Source organism: Burkholderia sp. M6-3 (assembly GCF_050858985.1).
In the GTDB taxonomy this organism is placed as follows: Bacteria; Pseudomonadota; Gammaproteobacteria; order Burkholderiales; family Burkholderiaceae; genus Paraburkholderia; species Paraburkholderia caledonica.
The window spans coordinates 1,701,773-1,724,507 of the sequence record NZ_CP110090.1; the positions used below are offsets into that span (position 1 = coordinate 1,701,773).

Sequence of the window (22,735 nt, forward strand, 5' to 3'; positions counted from 1 at the left end):
ACCGGCGCAGCGTATTCCGGGGCCATGGCGCGGCCCGCTGGATGGCCGTTCCCGGGGTATAATCCCGGACTTCCTTTCCGCCTCATGTCGCCATCACGCGCGACTCTTCGGCATCATTGAGCGACGCAACGTCAAGTCCATGGCCCACTTCTCGTGTTTCCCCGGCGCTTCGGCCCTTTCCGATTTCCGTCAAACCCGCCTGCTCGAAACGCTTACGCGCATCGACCCGAATATCACGGGCGTGCGCGGGCAATATCTGCACTTCGTCAACGCCCAGACCCCGCTTTCCGCTGAAGACAACGCGAAGATCGAGGCGCTGATGCACTACGGCCATCCGCTCGAAGAAACCAGAGAGCGCGGCGCGGCCGAAACGTTTCTGGTGGTGCCGCGCTTCGGTACGGTGTCGCCGTGGGCGAGCAAGGCAACGGATATCGCGCACCTGTGCGGGCTCACCCAGGTGCGCCGGATCGAGCGCGGCGTCGAGTACACGGTTACGCTGAAAAGCGGCCTGCTGGGCGGCAAAAAGGCGCTTTCCGACGAAGCGCGCGAGGCCGTCGCCGCCGCGTTGCACGACCGTATGACCGAGAGCGTCGCGCCGTCGCGCGACCATGCGCTGCATCTGTTCGACGAACTGCCGGCCAAGCCGCTGCAAACCGTCGACGTGCTGGGTCAAAGCCGGCGCGCGTTGGAAGCAGCGAATACGGAACTCGGCCTCGCGCTCGCCGACGACGAGATCGACTACCTCGTCGACGCATTCACGAAACTCGGCCGCAATCCGACCGACGTCGAACTGATGATGTTCGCGCAGGCCAACAGCGAGCACTGCCGTCACAAGATTTTCAACGCGGAATGGACCATCGACGGCGAGAAGCAGGACATCTCGCTCTTCAACATGATCCGCAATACCGAGAAGCTCAATCCGCAAGGCACGATCGTCGCTTACTCGGACAACTCGGCGATCATGGCGGGCGGCATGGCGGAGCGCTGGTTCCCGCGCACGCCGGAGCAGCTGGGTGAGAACGAACTGCCCGAGCACTATCGCCGCAGCGTCGAACTCACGCATACCTTGATGAAGGTCGAGACGCACAATCACCCAACCGCGATCTCGCCATTCCCTGGCGCCGCGACGGGCGCGGGCGGTGAAATTCGCGACGAAGGCGCGACCGGCCGCGGCGCGCGGCCGAAGGCCGGGCTCGCGGGCTTCACGGTGTCGAACCTCGAATTGCCCGACGGCGTCGAAGCCTGGGAAAATGCACGCGATGTCGCCGTGCCGCTCGCGCATCGCAATCCGGCCGACAAGCTTGAGGCGTATGGCCGCCCGGACCGTATCGCTTCGCCGCTGCAAATCATGATCGACGGCCCGCTTGGCGGCGCCGCATTCAACAACGAATTCGGCCGGCCGAATCTCGGCGGCTATTTCCGCGTCTATGAGCAGAACGTGGCGGGCCTCGTGCGCGGCTATCACAAGCCGATCATGATCGCGGGCGGCATCGGCAATATTTCGGATCAGCACACGCACAAGCACGACCTGCCTGAAGGGTCGCTTCTGATTCAGATCGGTGGCCCGGGCATGCGCATCGGCATGGGCGGCGGCGCAGCAAGCTCGATGGCGACCGGCACGAATACCGCCGAACTCGACTTCGACTCCGTCCAGCGCGGCAATCCGGAGATCGAGCGGCGCGCGCAGGAAGTCATCAATGCGTGCTGGCAACTGGGCGACAAAAACCCGATCCTGAGCATTCACGACGTGGGCGCGGGCGGCCTGTCGAACGCGTTCCCTGAAGTGGTCGACGGCGCGGGCAAGGGCGCGATTTTCAATCTGCGCAAAATCCAGCTCGAGGAAAGCGGCCTGTCGCCGCGCGAGATCTGGTCGAACGAAGCGCAGGAGCGCTACGTGCTCGCCATCGCGCCCGCCGATCTCCCGGCTTTCCAGGCCATGTGCGAGCGCGAACGCTGCCCGTTCGCCGTGATCGGCACGGCAACGGCCGAACGTCAGCTGAAGTTGATCGATCCGGAACTGAAGGACGAGAACGCGCACCAACCGGTCGACATGCCAATGGAAGTGCTGCTCGGCAAGGCGCCGCGCATGCATCGCGACGTGAAGCGCGTCGAGCCGAAGGTCCAGCCGGTGGATGTGACCGGCCTCGCGCTCCCGGAAGTCGCGGTGAGCGTGCTGCGCCATCCCACGGTAGCGAGCAAGTCGTTCCTCATTACGATCGGCGACCGCTCAGTGGGCGGCACCACGGCGCGCGACCAGATGGTCGGCCCGTGGCAGGTTCCGGTCGCGGACGTCGCGATCACGACCATGGACTACGCGGGCTTTCGAGGCGAAGCGATGACAATGGCCGAGCGCACGCCGCTCGCCGTCATCAACGCGCCGGCGTCGGGCCGCATGGCGGTCGGCGAGGCGATCACGAACATCGCAGCGGCGCCTATCGCGTCGCTCGACAAGCTCAAGCTGTCGGCGAACTGGATGGCTGCATGCGGCGCGCCGGGCGAAGACGCGGCGCTCTATGAGACGGTCAAGGCGATCGGTATGGAACTGTGCCCGGCACTCGGCATCAGCATTCCGGTCGGCAAAGATTCGCTGTCCATGCGCACCAAGTGGGAAGATCGCGGCGTGGCTAAAGAAGTCGTCGCACCGGTTTCGCTCATCATCTCGGCGTTCGCGCCGGTCGAAGACGTGCGCCGTCATCTCACGCCGCAACTGCGTCGGGCAAACGGTGCGGACGGCGTGGGCGACTCCGTGCTGATCGCAATTGACCTCGGCCGCGGCAAGCATCGTCTGGGCGGCAGCATTCTCGCGCAGGTCGCGCAGCAGATCGGCGATACAGTGCCTGACGTGGACGATCCGGAAGACCTGAAGCGCTTCTTCAACGCAATCCAGTCGTTGAACCAGAACGGCAAGCTGCTCGCTTACCACGACCGCTCCGACGGCGGCTTGTGGGCGACCGTCTGTGAAATGGCGTTCGCGGGTCACGTCGGCGTGTCGTTGAATGTGGACATGCTCGTGCTCGATCCGCATCACGAGTCGGATTACGGCGACGCGAAAGACTGGGCGAAGCAGACGAGCGGCCGTCGCGAAGACCGCACGATCCGCGCGCTCTTTACCGAAGAACTCGGCGCCGTGATTCAGGTGCGCGCGGTCGACCGCGACGCGGTGCTGGCAGCGTTGCGCGAGCATGGCCTGTCGGCGTGCTCGCATGTGATCGGCAAAATCAACGATCGCGATACCATCGAAATTTATCGCGACGCGAAGAAGGTCTACGAAGCGCCGCGTGTCGAACTGCATCGCACGTGGAGCGAAGTGAGTTGGCGCATTTCGCGTTTGCGCGACAACCCGGCTTGCGCCGACGCGGAATACGACGCGCTGCTCGACGCCGCTGATCCGGGCATCACCCCGGCGCTGACATTCGACCCTACTGAGGACGTGGCCGCGCCGTACGTGGGCAAGAGCGCGCGTCCGCGCGTGGCGATTCTGCGCGAGCAGGGCGTGAACTCACACCTTGAAACGGCGTATGCGTTCGACCGCGCCGGTTTCGACGCGCACGACGTGCACATGAGCGACCTGCTTGCGGGCCGCGCCGACCTGGCGGACTTCGCCGGTGCGGTGGCGTGTGGCGGGTTCTCGTACGGCGACACGCTCGGCGCCGGCGAAGGCTGGGCGAAGGCGATCCGCTTCAACTCGCAACTGGCCGATATGTTCGCGGCATTTTTCGGCCGGACCGACACGTTTGCGCTCGGCATCTGCAACGGCTGCCAGATGATGAGCAGCCTCGCGTCGATGATCCCCGGCGCCGAAGCATGGCCGAAGTTCACGCGCAACAAGTCGGAAAAATTCGAGGCGCGCTTTTCGCTCGTGCAGGTCGAGGCGTCGCCGTCGATCTTCTTCGCCGGCATGGAAGGTTCGCGCATTCCGGTCGCCGTTGCGCACGGCGAGGGTTATGCGGACTTCTCGCAGCAAGGCGATGCGTCGAAGGTCGCCGTGGCGATGCGTTACGTCGATCACCGTGGTCAGGCGACCGAGCAGTATCCGTTCAATCCGAACGGTTCGCCGAACGGCATCACGTCCGTTACCACGCCTGACGGCCGCTTCACCGTTGTGATGCCGCACACTGAGCGCGTGCATCGCGCGGTGCAAATGAGCTGGCATCCGGAAAGCTGGGGCGAGGGCGCCACGGACGCAAGCCCGTGGATGCGCGTCTTCCAGAACGCACGCCGCTGGCTGGGGTAATGAGGTAGTGAGTGCGCGTACTCGCGCGCACTCGGCCAAATCGCACAGTCGAGTGGCGGCTAAGCCCGCCGGAGCGCGACATAAAAAAGCCCCGTTCAGCCATCAACTGAACGGGGCTTTTTCGAACCAGATCGAGGATTGCGAATTAGCGCTTACTGAATCTTCGCGTTCTTGCGCAAACCTTCTTCAAATGCCTGCAGCTTTTCTTGCTGGATCTGCTGCACGATCTGCGGGCGCACCTGTTCGAGCGGCGGCGGCGTGATGCTGCGCACGTCGTCAACGCGAATGATGTGCCAGCCGAATTGCGTGTGCACCGGCGTGTCAGACATCTGGCCCTTCTGCAAATGCGTGGCCGCTTCCGCGAATTCCGGCACGTAAGCCTTCGGGTCAGACCAGTCCAGGTCGCCGCCGTTCTTGCCCGATCCCGGGTCCTTCGAGAATTGCTTGGCCAGATCTTCGAAGCTCGCGCCACCCTTGATTTTCGCGATCAGGTCCTTCGCCTGCTGCTCGTTGTCCACGAGAATGTGATGCAGGTGATATTCCTTGCCGCCAGCGTCCTTGATCAGTGCGTTGTAGCGAGCGGTGACTTCCGCGTCGCTCGGCGTGTTCTTCTTCACGAAGTCTTCGATCAATGCGCGCAGCACGACGGTTTGCTGAGCGACGGCAATTTGCGCCTTGATGTCCGGACGATTCGGCAGGCCGCGGCGCAGCGCTTCCTGCATCAGGATTTCGCGATTCACGAGTTCTTCACGCACGGCCATTTGAAGTTGCGGCGTGTTTTGCTGGCCTTGATGAACCAGTTGGTCGATCAGCGCGTCGGCGCGCGCTTTCGGAATCGGCGTGCCGTTCACCACGGCGATGTTCTGTGCGAATGCAGGTGCGGCCGCAAACGCAGCCAGCAATACCCAAAGACGGGTTTTCTTCAAGGTCATCGGAAGTTTCCTAGCGGGGCAACAAAGCGAATTCTTCGGGCGTGTAAGCCGTGATTGCAAGGGCATGAATGCCGCGCTGCATGGCATCGGCCAGCGCATCATACACCATGCGATGCCGCGCCACGCGGGGCTTGCCGGCGAACGCGGCAGCCACGATCGTGACACTGAAATGACCGCCGGCGGCAGCGCCGGCGTGGCCGGCGTGCTGCGCGCTGTCGTCGGTGATCTGGATCGATGTGATGGGCGCGAGCGCGGCGGTAAGGCGCGCTTCGATCAGCGCGGCACGCTCGGCGGTGGTGGCGTGCATGAACATATCGCTCATGTCATTCCTCCTTCATGTACTTGGACAGCCACAGGCTCTGTCCGACGATAAACACCACCAGACAGCCTGTCGCGCCGAACAGTTTGAAATTGACCCACTGGTCGGTCGTGTAGTTGTACGCGACGAACAGGTTGAGCAGTCCGAGCAGCACGAAAAAGATCGCCCAGATCACGCTCAGCTTGCCCCAGATCGCGTGCGGCAGCGTGATCTGCTTGCCCATCATCGCTTCGATCAGGTTCTTGTCGAACGCGAGTTGCGACACGATCAGCACGACGGAGAAGGCCCAATACAGCACAGTCGGCTTCCACTTGATGAAGGTGTCGTTGTGCAGAACGAGCGTCGCGCCGCCGAACACGGTGACGACGCCGAGACTCACCCACAGCATCGGGTCCACCTTGCGGTGCCGGAAGGCCACCCACGCGATCTGCACCAATGTGGCAACGATCGCTACTGCGGTCGCCGTAAAGATGCCCCACACCTTGAAGGCGACGAAGAACAGGATGATCGGGAACAGATCGAACAGGAATTTCATTTATCTGACGGGAACTCGGAGAGTGGGTCGGAGGGAAAGTGCGCGGCATCATGCACGAGGCGCCCTGCGGCATGCAGCACACAACCAGGCGCGGCGCCGGAGGAGGCGAACTGATTTCCGTCGCAGCCCACGCGAAACCGTGGTGCCAGCGTGACGCGATGCCCCGCGTCCGTTCGCTCTCCGATGCCGCAGGTTGCTGCCAGTTGCGCCTACCTGCGGTTCGGGGCGGACTGTGCCATCCATGCCTGCTTGTGGCCTAGGCCTGGCTGCTCACGGCTGCTTCGGCGCATTACCGCGTCGGTGGACGCCAGACTATTCGCCGACAGCAACCGCAATTTGCCAGCACAGGCACAGAGCACGACAAACCCGGACGCTGCGTTACTTGGGGTCGAATTGTAACGCAGCCGAATTGATGCAGTAGCGCAGACCCGTTGGCGCCGGTCCATCTTCGAACACGTGGCCGAGATGCGCGCCGCAATTCTTGCATTGCACCTCGATACGGAGCATGCCGTGCGACCGGTCGGTTTTCTCGGCAATCACTTCACCGTTGATCGGTTTGAAGTAGCTCGGCCAGCCGCAGCCGGCGTCGAACTTGGTATCCGATTCGAACAGCGGTGTGCCGCAACAGACACAGTCATAAATGCCGCGCTCCCAGTGATCGTGATAACGGCCGGTGAACGGGCGCTCGGTGGCCGCATGGCGCGTCACCTGATATTCGATGTCGGAAAGCTGCTTGCGCCACTCGGCGTCGTCTTTCTGCACCGCCGGGGTGTCGTGCTTGAGGTCGTCGGGATTGTTCATATCGGTTCCTGTCTCGGGCTTGTAATGAGAGCGGCTTGCAGCTTGCGGGTCATGACGAGCAGCTGACTTCCAGCGAGCTTGCCCAGTCGGGCGGCAACCCGGCATACGCTTCGTGCTCGGGCTGTTCGTCGAACGGACGACGCAGCACCGCGGCCAGACGCTCAAGTTCGGAAAAATCTTTCTCTTTCGCGTGGCGGATGGCCGTTTCCGCCAGGTGATTGCGAAGGATGAATTTGGGGTTCACACGGTTCATTGCAATGGCGCGCGCGGCGTCGTCGCGTGTTTCATGGGACAGGCGCTCACGATACTCGTTCGCCCAGGCGTCGAACGCAGCGCGGTCGAGGAACAGATCGCGCGCCGGCGCATCGCCGCTCGCGTCGTGTTTCGACATACGGGCGAGGTTGCGAAAAGTCAGCGTGAAATCCGCCCGGTTCGCATGCATCACGTCGAACAACCGGTTGACCAGCTGCGCGTCGCCGTCGTGCACGGTTTCGAGACCGAGCTTCGCCGCCATGCGCCGCTCGAGCGCCGGGCCGAAACGCTCCTTGAAACCGCCGAGCACGCGTTGCGCGTCTTCAATGGCTTTGTCGTTGCGCGCGCTTTGTTCATAGCGTTCGCCAAGCAGCGGCAGCAGTCCTTGCGCAAGGCAGAAGAGATTCCAGTACGCGATCTGCGGTTGCATCCGGTACGCATAACGCCCCTGGGAGTCGGAGTGATTGCAGATGTAGCCGGCGTCGAAGCCGTCCATGAAGCCGAACGGACCATAGTCGATGGTCAAGCCGAGGATCGACATGTTGTCCGTGTTCATCACGCCGTGGCAGAAGCCCACTGCCTGCCATTCGACCATTAGATCCGCCGTGGACAACACCGCCTCGTTCAGCAACGCGAGATACGGATCGTCGGCTTCGCGGCAATGCGGATAGAAGCGCTCGATCACATGATCCGCGAGCGCGCGCAGCGCGTCGGTGCGGTCGTTCGAATAGAAGTGCTCGAAGTGGCCGAAGCGCACGAAGCTCGGCGCAACGCGCGTGACGACGGCGGCGGTTTCGACCTCCTCGCGCCGCACCGGCTGGTCCGAGCCGATCACGCACAGCGCGCGCGTGGTCGGAATGCCGAGGTGATGCATGGCTTCCGAACAGAGAAACTCACGAATCGACGAGCGCAGCACCGCGCGCCCGTCGCCCATGCGCGAATACGGCGTGCGCCCGGCGCCTTTTAACTGCAACTCGAGCCGCTGACCCGCATGTTCGACTTCGCCGAGTCCGAGCGCGCGGCCGTCGCCGAGCTGTCCCGCCCACACGCCGAACTGGTGCCCCGAGTACACCGACGCATACGGGAGCGCCTCGGCTGGCCATTCGCGGGTGCTGTTGCCCGAAAACAGCTCGGCGAACGCAGGATCTTTTTCGAGGCCCGGCTCTAACCCGAGCAGCGCGGCGGTGCCGGCGGAAAAACCGACCAGGTACGGCGCGCTCAGCGGCGTGGCTGGCAGACGCGTGAGAAACGTGCTGCCAAGCCGCGCAAACGCGCTTTCGGTGGGGTTGGTAAGAAGTTCGGAAAGTGCCGCCAGAGGCCCGGATAGGCCTGCAATGCTTGGGGAAAACGACATGTTGAGCGCCTCACTATTAACCGATATTGTAAGTCCGCACCCGCGGCGCTGCTGGCGGCCCGGCATTTGGCCCATGTATGGTCCCGTGTATGGTCCGCGCGTGCCCGATACGAACATTCCAGTGGTGGCGGATGCGTGACTCGCCTGTCGCTTGCTTCAGCAATTTCACTGCCGCGCCGGTTTCTCCCGAACGGCGCTTCAATGTCCAAACCCTGAAAAGAAAAAGGCCAGGAGACGACCCTTTATGACGATGCCGCTGCTCGGTCAGATGATGGATGTGCCTCTCACCGTGTCCTCGCTGCTCGCCCACGCCGCGCGGCATTTCGGCAGCACCGAGATCGTGTCGCGGCGTATCGAAGGCGACATTCATCGCTACACCTATCGCGATTGCGAACGGCGCGCAAAGCAGCTCGCGCAGGCTTTGATCGCGCTCGGCGTTCATTCCGGTGAGCGGGTCGCGACACTGGCGTGGAACGGCTACCGGCATCTCGAAACCTATTACGGCACGACCGGATTCGGCGCCGTGTGCCACACGATCAACCCGCGCCTTTTTCCCGATCAGATTGCGTACATCATCAATCATGCCGACGATGCCTACGTGCTGTTCGACACGACCTTCGCGCCGCTAGTCGACGGCCTGGCGCCGCAATGCCCGAAAGTGCGCGGCTGGATCGCTCTCGCCGACGAAGCACATTTGCCGGCGATGCAAACGCCCGTGCTGAGTTACGAAACGCTCATGAACGCACAGGACGGCAATTTCGAATGGCCGCCAATCGACGAGCGTCAGGCGTCCTATCTCTGCTATACGTCAGGTACCACGGGCAACCCGAAAGGCGCGCTGTACTCGCATCGGTCGACGGTGCTGCATGCGTTCGGTGCGTCGCTGCCTGACGCAATGAGCCTGTCCGCGCGCGATTCCGTGCTGCCAGTCGTCCCTATGTTCCATGTCAACGCGTGGGGCATCCCGCACGCCGCGCCGCTCACCGGCGCAAAGCTCGTGTTTCCAGGCAAGGACCTGGACGGCAAGTCGCTGTTCGAACTGATGGAGCGCGAGCGCGTCACTTATTCGGCTGGCGTGCCGACAGTCTGGCTCGGCCTGTTGAACTATCTGCGTGAAGCCGGCGTGCGCTTTTCGTCGCTCGAGCGCACGGTGATCGGCGGCTCCGCGTGTCCGCCCGCGATGCTGCGCACTTTCGAGGACGACTACGGCGTACAGGTCATTCACGCATGGGGCATGACCGAAATGTCGCCGCTCGGCACGTTGGCGAAGCTCACGTGGGAGCAATCGCAGCGCCCGTTGGCTGAGCAGCGCAAACTGCTTGAGAAGCAGGGACATGCGCTTTACGGCGTCGATATGAAGATCGTCGGCGAAGACGGTACGGAGTTGCCGTGGGACGGCGTCGCGTTCGGCGATCTGTATGTGCGTGGGCCTTGGGTGATCGACCGGTATTTCCGCAAGGACGACTCGCCGCTCGTGGACGGCTGGTTTCCGACCGGCGACGTCGCGACCATCGACCGGGATGGCTTTTTGCAGATCACGGACCGCTCGAAGGACGTCATCAAGTCGGGAGGCGAGTGGATCAGTTCGATCGACATCGAGAACGTCGCCATTGCCCATCCGGCGGTAGCGGAGGCGGCGTGCATCGCATGCGCGCATCCGAAATGGACGGAGCGTCCGCTGCTGGCCGTGGTCAAACGCGCGGGTTTCGACGTGACGCGCGAAGAGCTGCTCGCGTTCTACGACGGCAAGGTCGCCAAATGGTGGATCCCGGACGACGTGGTGTTCGTCGACGAATTGCCGCATACGGCCACGGGCAAGCTGCAAAAGCTGAAGCTGCGCGAAATCTTCCGCGATCACGTGCTGCCGTCGGCGCTGGAAGCCCAGATGTTCGAGGGAGACTGCCCGCTCGCCAGGGGAAACCCCGGCTGACGATAAATTGAACGAGCGTGCTTTTTTGTGTATTCTGCCTGCTGACACCGGAACGGCCGACCTGAACTCGGGACGAAGGTTGGAGCACTGAAGCCAGACATCAGTTGTCAGGTGGACCCGGTCGGGCGGCGCGCTGCGCCGCCTCATCTCAAGGATGCGATGCATCGCATGGAGGCAGGCAGATGGCAGTGGACTACACAACCCATGACGGCGTGGCCGTCATCACGCTGAACAATCCTCCCGTCAACGGCCTCGGCCTGTCGACCCGGGCGGGAATCGTCGAGGGCGTCGAGCGGGCGCAGAACGATGCGGCCATCAAGGCCATCGTGCTGACGGGCGCGGGCAAAGCCTTCTCGGGCGGCGCCGACATCACCGAATTCAATACGCCGAAAGCCACCCAGGAGCCGACGCTCGCCACCGTCATCAAGACCGTTGAAGGCAGCGCGAAACCGGTTGTGGCGGCGATCCACAGCGTCGCGATGGGCGGCGGGCTCGAACTCGCGCTGGGCGCGCACTACCGGATCGCCGCGCCCGGCGCGCAGATCGCGTTACCCGAAGTCAAGCTCGGCATCTTGCCGGGCGCGGGAGGCACTCAGCGTCTGCCGCGTGCAATCGGCCTCGAAGCCGCGCTCAACATGATCGTTTCCGGCGCGCCTGTCATGTCGCAGGACCTCGCCCGATCCGGTCTCTTCGACGAACTCGCGGACGGCGATCTCGCTGAAGCGGCGCTCGCGTTCGCGCGCAAGGTCGGCGCAAAAGAAGGCCCGCATCCGAAAGTGCGCGAGCGCAAGATCGAGCATCCGAACGCCGAAGGCTTTATCCAGTTTGCACGCAATAGTGTCGCGACCGTCGCCAAGAATTTCCCCGCGCCGCTGAAATGTATCGACGCAGTTGAAGCCGGTGTGAAGAACGGCTTCGACAAAGGCCTCGCGGTCGAGCGCGAATGCTTCGTCGCGCTCGTGCAAACGCCCGAGAGCCGTGCGCTGCGTCACGCGTTCTTCGGCGAGCGCGCCGCGAGCAAGATTCCCGACGTGCCTGCCGATACGCCAGTGCGCGAGATCCGCCAGGTCGCGGTCATCGGTGCGGGCACGATGGGCGGCGGCATCGCGATGAACTTCATCAGCGCCGGCATTCCCGTCACGCTGCTCGAAACGAAACAGGATGCGCTTGACCGCGGCCTCGCCACGATCCGCAAGAACTACGAAGCGACTGTGAAGAAGGGCAAGCTCAAGCCCGAAGCGCTCGAAGAGCGGATGGCGCTGATTACGCCCACGCTTTCGTACGACGACCTGAAGAACGCCGACCTGATCATCGAAGCGGTGTTCGAGGAACTCGGCGTCAAGGAGCAGGTGTTCAAGCGTCTCGACGAAGTGGCGAAGTCCGGCGCGATCCTGGCGTCGAACACGTCGACGCTCGACGTGGACAAGATCGCCGCGTTTACCAGGCGGCCGCAAGACGTGGTCGGCATGCATTTCTTCAGCCCGGCCAACGTCATGAAGCTCCTTGAAGTGGTGCGCGGCAAGCAAACCGCGAAAGACGTGCTCGCCACCGTCATGAAACTTGCGAAAAAGATCAAGAAGACGGCGGTGGTGTCGGGCGTGTGCGACGGCTTCATCGGCAACCGGATGATCGAGCAGTACATCCGCCAGGCGCTGTTCATGCTCGAAGAGGGCGCGCTGCCTGCACAAGTCGATCGGGCGATCGAGAAGTTCGGCTTCGCAATGGGACCGTTCCGCATGAGCGATCTGGCCGGCAATGACATCGGCTGGGCGATCCGCAAGCGCCGCTACGACGAACATCCGGAGATGCATTATTCGAAGATCGCCGACCGCCTGTGCGAGACGGGGCGCTTCGGCCAGAAAACCGGCGGCGGCTGGTACGACTACAAGGCGGGCGACCGCACCGCGCATCCATCAAAACTGGTCGACGAGATGATCGTCGCTTACTCGAACGAAACGAACACGCAGCGCCGCAAGATCGGCGACGACGAGATCGTCGAGCGTCTCGTATTCGCGCTCGTCAATGAAGGCGCGAAGATTCTCGAAGAAGGGATTGCATCGAAGCCGTCGGACATCGACATGGTGTATCTGACCGGCTATGGCTTCCCGCTTTATCGCGGCGGCCCGATGCTGTACGCGGACACCGTCGGCCTCTACAACGTCGAGCGCGCAATTCGCCGCTACGCATCGCAGCCGAATGGCGACGCGTGGCAGTTGGCGCCCAGCATCGCCGAACTTGCGGCCCAAGGCCGGGGCTTTAACGGCTGACGCCGCGCACGGCACACGCCGCTCATATCGAACCACAGCGGTGGCGCGCGTTATTGCGGCGCGGCGGCGATATCGCCCGCACGGAACGCACGCGCCACCCTCGCCATCTATACGCAGGAGACTCGCATGACTGACGCCGTAATCGTATCGACCGCCCGCACGGGGCTCGCCAAATCATGGCGCGGCGGTTTCAACATGACGCATGGCGCGACGCTCGGCGGGCATGTAACGCACGCCGCCGTCGAACGGGCGAAGCTGGACCCGGCGCGCGTCGAGGACGTGATCATGGGTTGCGCCAATCCTGAAGGCGCGACCGGCATGAACATCGCACGGCAGATCGCGCTGCGCGCCGGCTTGCCGGTCAGCGTGCCGGGCATGACGGTGAACCGTTTCTGTTCGTCGGGATTGCAAACTATCGCGCTGGCCGCTCAGCGCGTGATTGCCGGCGAGGGCGACGTGTTCGTCGCGGGCGGCGTCGAATCGATCTCGTGCGTGCAGAACGAGATGAACCAGCACATGTTGACCGACGGTTGGCTCAGCAAGAACAAGCCGGAAATCTATTGGTCGATGCTGCAGACCGCCGAGAACGTCGCAAAACGCTATTCGATTTCGAAAGAGCGTCAGGACGAGTACGGCGTGCGCTCACAGCAGCGCGCCGCAGCGGCGCTGGAAGCCGGCAAGTTCAAGGACGAGATCGTGCCGTTGACGGTGCTCGCGGGTGTCGCCGACAAAGCGACCGGCCGCTTGTACACGAAAGAAGTGACGGTCAGCGGCGACGAGGGCATTCGCGCGGACACGACGCTTGAAGGCGTATCGAAGATCCGCACCGCGCTGCCGGGCGGCGTCATCACGGCGGGCAACGCGAGCCAGTTCTCAGACGGTGCGTCCGCTTGCGTGGTGATGAACGCGAAAGTCGCGGAGCGCGAAGGGCTGCAGCCGCTCGGTATTTTCCGGGGTTTCGCGGTGGCCGGCTGCGAACCGGACGAGATGGGCATCGGCCCTGTTTTCGCCGTGCCGAAGCTGCTCAAGCAGGCAGGCCTGAAAGTCGAGGACATCGATCTGTGGGAATTGAACGAAGCGTTTGCGGTGCAGGTGCTGTATTGCGCCGACAAGCTCGGCATTCCGCATGACCGTCTGAATGTCGACGGTGGCGCGATTGCGGTCGGCCATCCGTACGGCGTGTCGGGCGCGCGGCTCACCGGACATGCGCTGATCGAAGGCAAGCGGCGCGGCGCGAAGCTCGTCGTGGTGACGATGTGTATCGGCGGCGGGCAGGGCGCGGCGGGGCTGTTCGAAGTCGCTTGACCGCGTGGTCGGCAGAGCGCGTGATCAGGGCAGGGCCATGCCCGTCGAGGGCAGGCTCAACGCGCCCTGCTCGACGAAGCGCGTCGTGCCGGTCAGGCCGCCGGCGAGCTTGCCTCGCATAATGTACGGAATCTGGCCCGACTGCGCGGTGCTGCCCTGCATCACACCGGCGAACGCGAACGCCTGGCGAACCGCGGAAAACGCGGGTACCGTCAACGGCACATTGACAATAGTTTCGCCGAAGCGCGGCACGGTGCCGCTCTGGTCGCTGACGCCGCTCGCGAACGGCTTGCCGTTCAGTTCCAGATCGAGCGACACGCCGTTGAAGCTGATCGCCGAATCGTTCGGATTTTGCACGCGCAGTTTGACGTTGAAACGCATCTCGAAGCCTTGGCTGTCCATCGGTTCGATGCCAGCGACGCTCACGCGTAACGGATCGCCGAAGAATCCGGCGCAGCCGCTCACCGTAAGCGCGAATACAGCGCATAACGCGGTCACGCGGCACAAACGCGCGCTGAACAGCATGCGGACGAAGGACATGGCCGGCACCTCGAAGAGCGATGGGGTCATGCATTGTAGCTGGCGAACTCAGGCGCGCGGGCGCCTCTCATGCGGCTTCCTGGATGAGTCGCTCAGGTACCGCTCGTGTTTAGTCTTCTGTTCGTCTCATGCTTCGTCTCATGCTTCCTCTCAAGCAGCGCGCCGCAGCGTCGCTTTCACGAATGCGGTCAACCAGAGCAGGGCTCGACCCGTCGCGCTGCTGCCTCTGTTTTCGGCAAGCGACAGTTGCACCACGAAGGCAGCGGCCCGCGCATCCGCGGCACTAATCGATATCATGCCGTGTTGCCGCGCCACGAAGCACTGGCCTTCGTGCAAGGTGACGGACGTCAACGGAACGGCATCGCCGAGCCAGGCAAGCGAATGATCGCGAAACGCCAGTTGCAGATCGCCCTCAACGGCAACGACGGTGCTTCTTGCGCGCACGTCCTGCAGGGCGACTTGACCGGCAGCGAGGCGGGACAGATTGGCGTCGGGGCGAGTTGACATGACCGTTTCCTTAAGACCGTTTGCATGCCATCCAGCATATTGAGCAGGTGACTTTGAAGACAGCCGCAGTTATCGGCAATCTGAACCGCTACAAGACGGCGGTTTGGCGCGCTGTATCGGTCGAAATGCAAAGAACGTGTATCTGTCGCGGCGCCGCCGCAGTGCGCACCATCGGTTGATGAGCCGACCCACCTACATGCACACGGACACCACCATGGACACCGTTATGCAGTCCGAGCATTCCGGGCAGCGCGCGGACCTCGCGCCTGCGGACGTTTTGCCGGCGAGCGAGCCGCTTTATCGTCAACTGGCTGGCCACTATCGTCGCGCAATCCGCAACGGCGTGCTGCGTCCCGGCGAGCGCATGCCTTCCATGCGCGCATTCATGCAGCGCCACGGCGTAAGTCTCGCGACGGCGACCGAGAGCTATCGCGTGTTGGAACGCGAAGCGCTAATCGAGGCGCGGCCGCGCGCCGGGTACTTCGTGCGCGCTTCGCAACGCGCTGCGTTGCCGGCTGCTTCGGAGCCCGATCTCGCGGCTCTGCCGCAGGCCGCTCAGTTCGTCGGTATTCACTCGGCGATATCGGCGATCGTCTCGCAATATCAGCGCCATCCGGACGCATTCAATCTGGGCGGCGCAACCGCTTCCGCTGACCTTTATCCGACTGACGCGTTGCAAAAAGCCGCGCTGCGCGCGTTGCGCAGGCGGCCCACATTGCTGACCGCGGTCGGGCCCGACCAGGGCGACCCGGCGTTACGCGCGATCATTGCGCGCCGCGCGCTGGAAGCGGGCATTCAGATTGGCGCGGACGACATCATCATGACGCACGGCGGCATCGAGGCCGTCAATCTTGCGCTGCGAGCGGTGACGCAACCGGGCGACACCGTTGCCGTCGAGTCGCCTTGTTTCTTCGGCTTGCTCCAGGCGCTGGAAAGCCTCGGGCTGCGCGCACTCGAAATTCCAGCGAGCCCGACGAGCGGGCTCGCCATTGAGGCACTCGAATTCGCGTTGCAAACGCATCCCGACATCAAGGCCGTCGTCGTCGTGCCGAATTTGCAGAATCCGCTTGGTAGCGTGATGCCCGATCCGCACAAGGCAAGGCTGGTCGAACTGTGCGCGCGAGCCCGCGTCGCGCTGATCGAAGACGACCCGTATCGCGAGCTTGTCGATAGCGCGCAGCCGCTGCGCTCGCTGAAGGCGTGGGACACCGACGGCACCGTGATCCACTGCACGTCGTTCAACAAGACCCTCGCGCCCGGCATGCGGATCGGCTGGATCAACGGCGGGCGCTGGCATCCGCGTATCGGCATGCTGAAGTTTGCGCAGTCGCGTCACAACGAACAACTGTCGCAAGTCGTGCTTGCCGAGTTTCTCGAAACGAACGCGTATGAACGGCATTTGCGGCGTCTGCGCGACCGTTTGAGGCTGCAGCGGGAGCGGATGTCGGCGGCAATCGGCGCCTCCTTTCCCGATGGAACGCGTTTTACGCCACCCGCTGGCGGTATGTTCTTCTGGATCGAGTTGCCGCACGCGGTGTCGTCGGTCGCGTTGTTCGATGCCGCTTTGAAGCAACGCATCCGCGTGATGCCGGGCACTGTGTTTTCGAACGCGGGCCGCTTCGATCGGTTCATCAGGCTCAGTTGTCCGAGCACGGACCTCGAACTCGCGGATGAAGCCGTGCTCAAGCTCGGCCGGCTTGCGACAGCGATGGCCGCTCGGGCGGCGACACAAGCGGCGTGAGCACCGCGCTCGTTGAATACGGTGAGGCCGGTGAACCGGTTTAGCCCGTTAAGCCCGTTGAGCCGAAGCGTCGCTCGACACTGCACAGTGCCATAGCGGGTATCATTTCCTCTCCTTTGTCGCGGTGCGTCGTCGCGTGCATGCTGCTGTTTGCACATCATCGCGAGTTGCGCCGCCCTCATGTCAAGACAAGTCAACTGAAGCCGCAATGACCGATTCATCTTCATCCACCGCGACGGACGCGTCGCTGCCTGAGAGCCCCTTTGTCGACCGGCTCGGCGCTCAACTGGTGTCGGCGGCGGACGGCGTCAGCGAAGTGATGCTGCCTTTGCTGCCGGAGCATATGAACACGTGGGACGTCGCACACGGCGGCGTAACCATGACGCTTGCCGACGTTGCGCTCGCGATGGCCGCGCGCAGCCTCGCGGGCGACGGTGTCGGCGTGGTCACGGTCGAAATGAAGGTCAACTTCATGCAGCCCGGCCGCGGTGAGTTGCGCGCGACAGGCCGCGTGCTGCACCGCTCCACGACGATGGCGTATTGCGAAGGCGAGATCCGCGACAGCGAAGGGCACTTCGTCGCCAAGGCGCTCGGCACGTTCAAATATATGCGCCGTCTCGCCGTGGGCCGCGACGTGACGCGTCAACGCTTGCGCAGCGACCCATCGGCGAAACCCGGTCCTAGCGACGGCTGAGCACATGCGGCGTTTCGATCCGCATTGTCGGGGCGCAGGCCGGGTGCACGGCTCGCTGCAACCGTAGCGATATGCGCCCGGCAACCTGTAACCGGTCTTCACCATCAGCAGAAGCAGCAAATCAAGGAGACGATGTCATGCCACAGATCAACCGTCAGTTCGTGCTGGCTTCGCGGCCGCAAGGCGCCGTTACGCCCGAGAACTTCCGCCTCGTCGAAACGCCGCTTGCACCGCTCGCCGATGGAGAAGTGCGTGTGCGTAATCACTATCTGTCGCTCGACCCATACATGCGCGGTCGCATGAACGACAGCAAGTCGTATGCGCCGCCTCAACCGCTCGACGAAGTCATGATCGGCGGCACGGTCGGCGAGGTGGTCGAATCGAAGAATGAGAAGTTTGCGGTCGGCGACAAGGTCGTCGCTATGTTCGGCTGGCAGGAGTACGGCACGTCGAACGGTGCGGGCATTCAGAAAGTCGACGACACGCATGTGCCGCTGTCGGCTTATCTCGGACCGGTCGGCATGCCGGGCGTGACGGCGTGGTACGGATTGAACCGGATCATCGCGCCGAAGGCCGGCGAGACGGTCGTGGTCAGCGCGGCAAGCGGAGCAGTGGGCAGTGTGGTCGGCCAACTGGCGAAAGAGGCCGGCGCTCGGGCAGTGGGCATCGCGGGCGGTCCGCAGAAGTGCCGCTATGTGGTGGAGACGCTTGGTTTCGACGCGTGCATCGACTACAAGGCCGGCAACCTCTATCAGGACCTGAAGGCGGCGACGCCGCACGGCGTCGATGGTTGCTTCGAGAACGTCGGTGGCGAAGTGCTCGACGCGACGCTTGCACGCATGAACCCGTTCGGCCGCATCGCCCTCTGCGGATACATTGCGGGCTACGACGGCCAGCCGGTGCCGCTCAAGCACCCGTCGCTGATATTGACGCAGCGCCTGCTCGTGCAGGGCTTTATTGTCAGCGAGCATATGGACGTCTGGCCTGAAGCGCTCAAGCAGCTTGGCACGCTGGTCGCGCAGAAAAAACTGCACTATCGCGAGAGCATCGCGCAAGGGCTCGATGCGGCGCCCGAAGCGTTCATCGGCTTGCTGAAAGGCAAGAATTTCGGCAAACAGCTTGTGCGATTGATCTGATGTGAGGTCATGGCGGCGGCAGGCGGTTGGAAACGTCTGGAGCCGCACTTGCAGCCGCACTTGCAGCCGCACTTGCAGCCGCACACAAAGGAGTCCACGGATGTTCGAATTTGCAGGCAAGGTGGCGGTCATCACCGGCGCGGCCAGCGGCTTCGGCCTCGCGTTTGCGCAGAAAGGCGCGGCGCTCGGCATGAAGCTCGTGCTCGCGGACGTGAACCCCGACGCGCTCGCGCAGGCCGTCGATATGTTGCGTGCGGCCGGTGCGGAAGCGATCGGCGTGCCGACCGACGTGTCGAGCGCAACGCAGGTCGAGGCGCTCGCGCAAGCAGCGCTCGATGCGTTCGGCAAGGTGCATCTGTTGTTCAACAACGCGGGCGTGGGCTCGGGCGGCTTGCTGTGGGAGAGTTCCGCCAACGACTGGTCGTGGGTGTTCGGGGTCAACGTAATGGGCGTCGCGCACGGCGTGCGTGCGTTTGCGCCGATCATGCTGGCGCAGAACGAACCAGCGCATATCGTTAACACCGCATCAGTCGCGGGGCTGCTGTCGCCGCCCGCGATGGGCGTCTACAACGCGTCCAAACATGCGGTCGTGTCGCTCACCGAGACGCTGTATCACGACCTGCAAATCGCGCAGTCCGGTCGTGAGGCGAGCCACCGCGTCGGCTGTTCGCTGCTGTGCCCCGCGTTCGTGCCCACGGGCATCGCCGATGCCGAGCGCTCGCGGCCCGCCGAACTTCGCAACGAGAGCCGCCCGACGCGCTCGCAGATCGCTGCGGGCAAGCAACTGCAGCGCGCGGTGCAATCGGGCAAGCTCAGTGCCGCTGATGTCGCCGGCATCACATTCGAGGCTATCGCCGAGCGCCGTTTCTATATCATCACGCACCCAGCCATCATGGAAACGGTGAGACTGCGTCACGAGGACATCGAGCAGTTGCGCGATCCCACCGATCCGATGTCGCTGAAACCCGAAGTCAGGCAGGCGGATTCCGACTAGCGCCGCTCGTTGCGCGCAGTGTCGCGTGCGCCTTTCCAACCTGCGGCGCGTATGCGCCGTCTAACGTTATCTGCGTCACATGCCGCTGAACCCGAAGATCGAGCAGGTGCTCGACATGATCGCGCGCGCAAAGCGTCCGAAGCTCCATGAGATGACCGCGCAAGCGGCGCGCGCGTCCTATGAGAAGAGTGCGCCGATTCTCGAGATTGCGAGCGCCCCGATGTTTGCCGTCGAAGACCTGCGCGTACCGACGCGCGACGGCGCAACGATTCGCGCGCGTCTTTATCAGGCCGTCGAGCCGAGCTGGGCCGAGCCGGCTCCTGCATTGATCTACTATCACGGTGGCGGCTTCACGGTCGGCAGCGTCGATACGCACGATGCGCTGTGCCGCATGTTTGCGCGCGACGGAAAATGCACGATGCTGTCGGTCGATTACCGGCTCGCGCCCGAACACAAGTTCCCGACCGCCGTCAACGACGCTTTCGACGCGCTCTTCTGGCTGCATGTGCACGCCGCGGAATTCGGCATCGACGCCGGGCGGCTTGCGGTAGGCGGTGACAGCGCGGGCGGCACGCTCGCCACGGTTTGCGCGGTGCTCGCGCGCGACGCCAGCATCGCGCTTTCTCTGCAGTTGCTGATCTATCCCGGTACGACCGGTTATCAGGAGACCGATTCGCACTCGCGCCTTGCCGACGGCTTCCTGCTATCGGGCGAGACGATTCAATGGTTTTTCGATCACTACGTACGCGACGCGAGCGATCGTGACGACTGGCGTTTTGCACCGCTTGACGGCACACGCGGCGCACCCGACTTCGGCGGACTCGCGCCCGCCTGGATCGCGACTGCCAATACGATCCGTTGAGTGACGAAGGGGATGCCTATGCGCGGAAGCTGCGCGACCACGGCAACGAAGTCACGCTCAGACGCTACCCGGGCATGATCCACGAGTTCTACAAGATGGGCGGCTTCGTGCCCGATGTTGCGCATGCGCACGCGGAGGCCGCGGCGGCATTGCGCAGGGCATTCGGCGAGCAATGATTACGCGATTTGCGGCTCGACGTTGAACGCGAAGCTGCGCTCGAAGTCGCCCGGGCGCGCGATCCGGTGGGAGCCGTTGTCGTCGCTTCGCTCGGCCACCGCCACGCTGACCATCTCCGCGTTCGCGACTACCCGCAGCGCCGTCGTGCCGCGCGTGCCGTACTCCGGCGTTTCGATGAATGCCGCCGACAGCGCCCGCTCGCGTTCGAGCGGAATGCCGGTGGCAGGCAACTCATCGTCGGGGGCAACGCGCGGGTCGCGCATCAGGTCGATCAGGCGCTCGAGCGGCGGCATCGAGTTGCGCGTGAGGAGCGCGCTCAATTCGGCCCGCTTTCTGACGAGCTTCGGCCACGCGGTGTCGAGCACCGCGTTCGAGATGCCGTGTGTGCCGGGCGTAAGCAGCGCGGGAGCGGCGTTGGAGCGATTGCAGTACCAGGCGAGTTCGCGGCGCGTCCAGTCACCCACCAGCAGGTTAAAGCCGTTGTACATGTCGCCGGTCTTCGCCACGCGTTGCAGATAGGCCAGCGGCGTTTCGTGCGGGTCGCCGTTCTCACCGCCGTTCTCCATGCCGTTCTGACTGCCATTCCTGCCGGCGCTGCCCGAAGCCAGCCAGTCGCTGACGAGCGTGCCGCGAGTCGGCGCATCGGCGCGCATCTCGTGCGGCGCGCGGTAGTTGGTCAGCGCGGCAAAACGGCCGTCGCGCGACATGCCGAGCCACGTTCCGCCGCCGAGCAAGTCCCGCCCGGCCAGCACGCCCGGCGCGTCGCGCCACCAGGCGATCGGCTCGGCCGTGCGCCGGAAGAACTCGTCGCGATTCGCGGCAAGCGTGAAGATCGGGCCGTCGACCGCATCGGGCCGCCAGTCGAAGACAATCAGGCACATCGGGGGCGTCTCCCAATTGGGGACTTCTGAAATGGCATGGCAAGCAGGTTCAGGCGAGGGCGCAGCGAGGAGGCGGCGCATGTTGGTCCCGCTGCGCCGCGTCGCATTTTCGAGGGCGTTCAAACCTCGGTGGGCAGGCCGTACGGAAGCGCGAGGAACTGCAGCGCCGGGCCTTGCGCCGCGCCTAGATGCACCGAACCGCTTTCGAGCGCCGCCAGCTTGATCTCCACCAGCAGATCGACGCCGCCGTCGCGCGCCGACGCCGCGTTCACCACCATGCCACACGGCTGGCCTGGATCGTCGGAGTGGAAGAGTTCGGCGCCGGCCTTCGCGGTATCGAGGTCGCTCGCCACGTTGGCGAGCGACGTGCGCCGCTTGATCGTGCCGCGATACTGGCTGCGTGCCACCACTTCCTGACCGGGATAGCAGCCCTTGCGGAAATTGACCGCGCCGAGCACGTCGAAATTGACCATTTGCGGCACGAATTGCTCAACCACCGGCTGCGTGATGCGCGGCTCGCCTGCGCGAATGTCCAGCCAGTCCCAGACTGCGGGCGAAACCTGTTTCAACTTCTCGCGAAGCTGCGGCAAGTGCGCTTCGACTTGCGCCTTCGGGCCGATCCACAGATAGCGCAAACGCTCGAACGCGTCGGGCACGCGGATCAGCGAGCCGGCCGCGCCGTCCACCTTCACATGAACGCCGTCGGGCAGCGCGTCGAACACGCCGGACAGCGCCTTGCGGACATCGCCCGCGAGGCCGATCACGGCGAGTTCGCCGCTTGCATCCACGAGCTTCGCCTTGGCGCGCAAAACGAACATGGACAGCCGCTTTTGCACCGCCGCCTGCACGTCTTTCGAGACGAGCAGACGGATCGTGTCGCCGCTGCGCCACGTCAGAAACGACGCCAGTAACCGTCCCTTCGCCGAGCAATAACCCGCGAGACGCGCGTTCGCGGCGTCCAGGTGCTGCGTGTCGTTAGTCAACTGCCCGTGCAGGAAGCTCGCGGCGTCGTCGCCGGTGGCGTCGATCACGCCGAACTGCGTGAGCGCCATGTACGCGCCGTGTTCGAGCACTGCGGCGAACTCATCGGCGGACGGACGCGGCAGCGCCGGCAGCGCCGTGGCGGAATGGCCCGAAGGCGAGCCGCCGGAGGTGCTAGAACCAGCGCCTGAAGCAGCAACTGAAGGAGTGCCTGATGGTGTGCCTGCAGCGGTAGCGAGCGGTGTGTTCATGGATTCCTGGAACAGTCAATTCTGACTTTAGCTAAGGCAAAC

General features: G+C 63.9%; 17 protein-coding genes and 1 pseudogene. 9 read left to right on the top strand and 9 right to left on the bottom strand.

What is annotated here, in order from left to right; all coding sequences use genetic code 11:
* The first annotated feature begins 139 nt into the window (after positions 1-139).
* The gene (gene purL / locus OH764_RS07415) at positions 140-4,234 is read left to right on the top strand and encodes a phosphoribosylformylglycinamidine synthase (RefSeq protein WP_498848565.1); all 4,095 of its coding nucleotides are present in this window, start codon (positions 140-142) and stop codon (positions 4,232-4,234) included.
* Between the two features lie 152 nt (positions 4,235-4,386).
* On the opposite strand, the gene OH764_RS07420 is transcribed toward purL, so the two are convergent.
* The 5 genes from OH764_RS07420 to OH764_RS07440 all read right to left on the bottom strand — a co-directional run bounded on the left by OH764_RS07420 (position 4,387) and on the right by OH764_RS07440 (position 8,427).
* Positions 4,387-5,166, bottom strand: a complete 780-nt coding sequence (locus OH764_RS07420; RefSeq protein WP_020065916.1) for a peptidylprolyl isomerase — start codon at positions 5,164-5,166, stop codon at positions 4,387-4,389.
* 10 nt (positions 5,167-5,176) lie between these two features.
* A complete protein-coding gene (locus OH764_RS07425) occupies positions 5,177-5,488 on the bottom strand; it encodes a BolA family protein (RefSeq protein ID WP_498848566.1) in 312 nt (103 codons plus the stop codon).
* 1 nt (position 5,489) lies between these two features.
* On the bottom strand, positions 5,490-6,020 hold the full coding sequence (locus OH764_RS07430) for an inner membrane-spanning protein YciB (protein WP_498848567.1): 531 nt from the start codon (positions 6,018-6,020) through the stop codon (positions 5,490-5,492).
* Positions 6,021-6,398: 378 nt separating this feature from the next.
* A complete protein-coding gene (gene msrB / locus OH764_RS07435) occupies positions 6,399-6,821 on the bottom strand; it encodes a peptide-methionine (R)-S-oxide reductase (protein ID WP_498848568.1) in 423 nt (140 codons plus the stop codon).
* A 49-nt stretch (positions 6,822-6,870) separates the two neighbouring features.
* Positions 6,871-8,427 carry a protein adenylyltransferase SelO gene (locus tag OH764_RS07440; protein ID WP_498848569.1) on the bottom strand — a complete coding sequence of 519 codons (1,557 nt, stop codon included), beginning with the start codon at positions 8,425-8,427 and terminating at the stop codon, positions 6,871-6,873.
* Positions 8,428-8,671: 244 nt separating this feature from the next.
* On the opposite strand from OH764_RS07440, the gene OH764_RS07445 reads away from it, so the two are divergent.
* The 3 genes from OH764_RS07445 (at position 8,672) to OH764_RS07455 (ending at position 13,929) form a co-directional block, all read left to right on the top strand.
* Entirely contained in the window at positions 8,672-10,357 is a 1,686-nt protein-coding gene (locus OH764_RS07445) for a fatty-acid--CoA ligase (RefSeq protein ID WP_498848570.1), read from the top strand.
* Positions 10,358-10,539: 182 nt separating this feature from the next.
* On the top strand, positions 10,540-12,624 hold the full coding sequence (locus OH764_RS07450; RefSeq protein WP_498848571.1) for a fatty acid oxidation complex subunit alpha FadB: 2,085 nt from the start codon (positions 10,540-10,542) through the stop codon (positions 12,622-12,624).
* 126 nt (positions 12,625-12,750) lie between these two features.
* Positions 12,751-13,929, top strand: a complete 1,179-nt coding sequence (locus OH764_RS07455; RefSeq protein WP_498848572.1) for a thiolase family protein — start codon at positions 12,751-12,753, stop codon at positions 13,927-13,929.
* Positions 13,930-13,953: 24 nt separating this feature from the next.
* Here the strand turns inward: OH764_RS07455 and OH764_RS07460 are convergent, their stop codons facing one another.
* The gene (locus tag OH764_RS07460; protein ID WP_498848573.1) at positions 13,954-14,469 is read right to left on the bottom strand and encodes an LEA/WHy family protein; all 516 of its coding nucleotides are present in this window, start codon (positions 14,467-14,469) and stop codon (positions 13,954-13,956) included.
* Positions 14,470-14,619: 150 nt separating this feature from the next.
* Complete coding sequence (locus OH764_RS07465; RefSeq protein WP_498848574.1) at positions 14,620-14,976, bottom strand: hypothetical protein; 357 nt, start codon at positions 14,974-14,976, stop codon at positions 14,620-14,622.
* A 214-nt stretch (positions 14,977-15,190) separates the two neighbouring features.
* Here OH764_RS07465 and OH764_RS07470 point away from each other — a divergent pair, with 214 nt between their 5' ends.
* From OH764_RS07470 to OH764_RS07490, 5 genes and pseudogenes are all read left to right on the top strand, one after another.
* Positions 15,191-16,717, top strand: a complete 1,527-nt coding sequence (locus OH764_RS07470; RefSeq protein WP_498848575.1) for an aminotransferase-like domain-containing protein — start codon at positions 15,191-15,193, stop codon at positions 16,715-16,717.
* A gap of 208 nt (positions 16,718-16,925) precedes the next feature.
* Positions 16,926-17,411, top strand: a complete 486-nt coding sequence (locus OH764_RS07475; protein WP_498848576.1) for a PaaI family thioesterase — start codon at positions 16,926-16,928, stop codon at positions 17,409-17,411.
* 137 nt (positions 17,412-17,548) lie between these two features.
* Positions 17,549-18,547: an NADP-dependent oxidoreductase gene (locus tag OH764_RS07480; RefSeq protein ID WP_498848577.1), complete on the top strand. Its 999-nt coding sequence runs from the start codon at positions 17,549-17,551 to the stop codon at positions 18,545-18,547.
* Positions 18,548-18,647: 100 nt separating this feature from the next.
* Complete coding sequence (locus tag OH764_RS07485) at positions 18,648-19,541, top strand: SDR family oxidoreductase (protein WP_498848578.1); 894 nt, start codon at positions 18,648-18,650, stop codon at positions 19,539-19,541.
* A gap of 79 nt (positions 19,542-19,620) precedes the next feature.
* Positions 19,621-20,579, top strand: a pseudogene (locus OH764_RS07490) (alpha/beta hydrolase).
* Here the strand turns inward: OH764_RS07490 and OH764_RS07495 are convergent.
* Positions 20,580-21,461: an NRDE family protein gene (locus tag OH764_RS07495; protein WP_498848579.1), complete on the bottom strand. Its 882-nt coding sequence runs from the start codon at positions 21,459-21,461 to the stop codon at positions 20,580-20,582.
* Positions 21,462-21,580: 119 nt separating this feature from the next.
* A complete protein-coding gene (gene ygfZ, locus OH764_RS07500; protein ID WP_498848580.1) occupies positions 21,581-22,693 on the bottom strand; it encodes a YgfZ/GcvT domain-containing protein in 1,113 nt (370 codons plus the stop codon).
* Between the last annotated feature and the right edge of the window lie 42 nt (positions 22,694-22,735).

Bases quoted from the DNA above. Each gene is read 5' to 3' on its own strand.
- OH764_RS07460 (WP_498848573.1), bottom strand. From the start codon at position 14,469: ATGTCCTTCGTCCGCATGCTGTTCAGCGCGCGTTTGTGCCGCGTGACC.
- OH764_RS07470 (WP_498848575.1), top strand. From the start codon at position 15,191: ATGGACACCGTTATGCAGTCCGAGCATTCCGGGCAGCGCGCGGACCTC.
- OH764_RS07465 (WP_498848574.1), bottom strand. From the start codon at position 14,976: ATGTCAACTCGCCCCGACGCCAATCTGTCCCGCCTCGCTGCCGGTCAA.
- OH764_RS07480 (WP_498848577.1), top strand. From the start codon at position 17,549: ATGCCACAGATCAACCGTCAGTTCGTGCTGGCTTCGCGGCCGCAAGGC.
- ygfZ (WP_498848580.1), bottom strand. From the start codon at position 22,693: ATGAACACACCGCTCGCTACCGCTGCAGGCACACCATCAGGCACTCCT.
- OH764_RS07425 (WP_498848566.1), bottom strand. From the start codon at position 5,488: ATGAGCGATATGTTCATGCACGCCACCACCGCCGAGCGTGCCGCGCTG.
- OH764_RS07420 (WP_020065916.1), bottom strand. From the start codon at position 5,166: ATGACCTTGAAGAAAACCCGTCTTTGGGTATTGCTGGCTGCGTTTGCG.
- msrB (WP_498848568.1), bottom strand. From the start codon at position 6,821: ATGAACAATCCCGACGACCTCAAGCACGACACCCCGGCGGTGCAGAAA.
- OH764_RS07495 (WP_498848579.1), bottom strand. From the start codon at position 21,461: ATGTGCCTGATTGTCTTCGACTGGCGGCCCGATGCGGTCGACGGCCCG.
- OH764_RS07485 (WP_498848578.1), top strand. From the start codon at position 18,648: ATGTTCGAATTTGCAGGCAAGGTGGCGGTCATCACCGGCGCGGCCAGC.
- OH764_RS07450 (WP_498848571.1), top strand. From the start codon at position 10,540: ATGGCAGTGGACTACACAACCCATGACGGCGTGGCCGTCATCACGCTG.
- OH764_RS07430 (WP_498848567.1), bottom strand. From the start codon at position 6,020: ATGAAATTCCTGTTCGATCTGTTCCCGATCATCCTGTTCTTCGTCGCC.
- OH764_RS07475 (WP_498848576.1), top strand. From the start codon at position 16,926: ATGACCGATTCATCTTCATCCACCGCGACGGACGCGTCGCTGCCTGAG.
- OH764_RS07445 (WP_498848570.1), top strand. From the start codon at position 8,672: ATGACGATGCCGCTGCTCGGTCAGATGATGGATGTGCCTCTCACCGTG.
- OH764_RS07440 (WP_498848569.1), bottom strand. From the start codon at position 8,427: ATGTCGTTTTCCCCAAGCATTGCAGGCCTATCCGGGCCTCTGGCGGCA.
- purL (WP_498848565.1), top strand. From the start codon at position 140: ATGGCCCACTTCTCGTGTTTCCCCGGCGCTTCGGCCCTTTCCGATTTC.
- OH764_RS07455 (WP_498848572.1), top strand. From the start codon at position 12,751: ATGACTGACGCCGTAATCGTATCGACCGCCCGCACGGGGCTCGCCAAA.